The sequence below is a fragment of the Myroides albus genome (genome assembly GCF_009711045.1).
Classification (GTDB): domain Bacteria; phylum Bacteroidota; class Bacteroidia; order Flavobacteriales; family Flavobacteriaceae; genus Flavobacterium; species Flavobacterium album_A.
This window is the reverse complement of the sequence record NZ_WMJX01000125.1, coordinates 1-878: the sequence shown is the minus strand read 5'-3', so window position 1 is coordinate 878 and position 878 is coordinate 1. Positions and strand designations below refer to the sequence as shown.

General features: G+C 32.8%; 2 protein-coding genes. Both read left to right on the top strand.

Going from position 1 to position 878, the window contains the following annotated elements; all coding sequences use genetic code 11:
- A partial coding sequence (locus GJV76_RS15615; protein ID WP_155093501.1) for a transposase occupies window positions 1-252 on the top strand: 252 nt, incomplete at its 5' end.
- A gap of 20 nt (window positions 253-272) precedes the next feature.
- On the top strand, window positions 273-878 hold a 606-nt coding region (locus GJV76_RS15610; RefSeq protein WP_155093500.1), incomplete at its 3' end, for a DDE-type integrase/transposase/recombinase.

The following is an 878-nucleotide window of genomic DNA, read 5'->3' as shown; positions in this document are numbered from 1 at the left end:
GAAGGATTACGAGCAGAGCTATCTGTATCAGAACTATGTAGAAAATACTCCATTAGTCAAACTCAGTTCTATAAATGGAATAAAGAGTTTTTAGAGGCAGGTAAAAAACGATTATCAGGAGATATTACAAGAGAGGCTACCAGTGATGAAGTAGCAGAGTTACGCAAAGAAAATGCAAAACTAAAAGAGGTAGTTGCAGATTTGGTATTGCGTTACGATATTGTAAAAAAAACCTTAGACATGCTGGAATAAATGAATTATATCGCAAGTATATGAGACTAACAGCAGCAGAGAAATATGAGCTAATCCAAAGTGTAACCACAAGTGAATTGGGAGTTAAAAAGACTCTTGAAGAGTTTGGTATTCCTAAAAGCAGCTTTTATAAATGGTATAAACGTTACTTAGAAAAAGGATATGATGGATTAGAAAAAAGTAAGCGAATAAGTAATAGGCAATGGAATAGTATTCCTGAGAGTCAACAGAACTTAGTTGTTGAGATAGCTTTAGAATATCCTGAATTATCTTCACGAGAATTAGCTTATAAAATTACAGATGAACAAGGTATCTATATCTCAGAGTCCAGTGTTTATAGAATATTAAAGAAGAGAGATTTAATACCCGCTCCAAATCATATTCTAATAGAAGCATCTAATGAATTTAAAGATAAAACACAGTTTGTACATCAAATGTGGCAAACAGACTTCACGTACTTTAAAATTATTGGATGGGGTTGGTATTATTTAAGTACGATTTTAGACGATTACAGCCGTTATATTATTCATTGGGAACTATGTGACTCTATGGAAGCTAATGATGTAAAAAGAACCGTAGAAACAGCTATAAACAAGGCAAAACTCAAATCAAAAGCAAAACCTAAG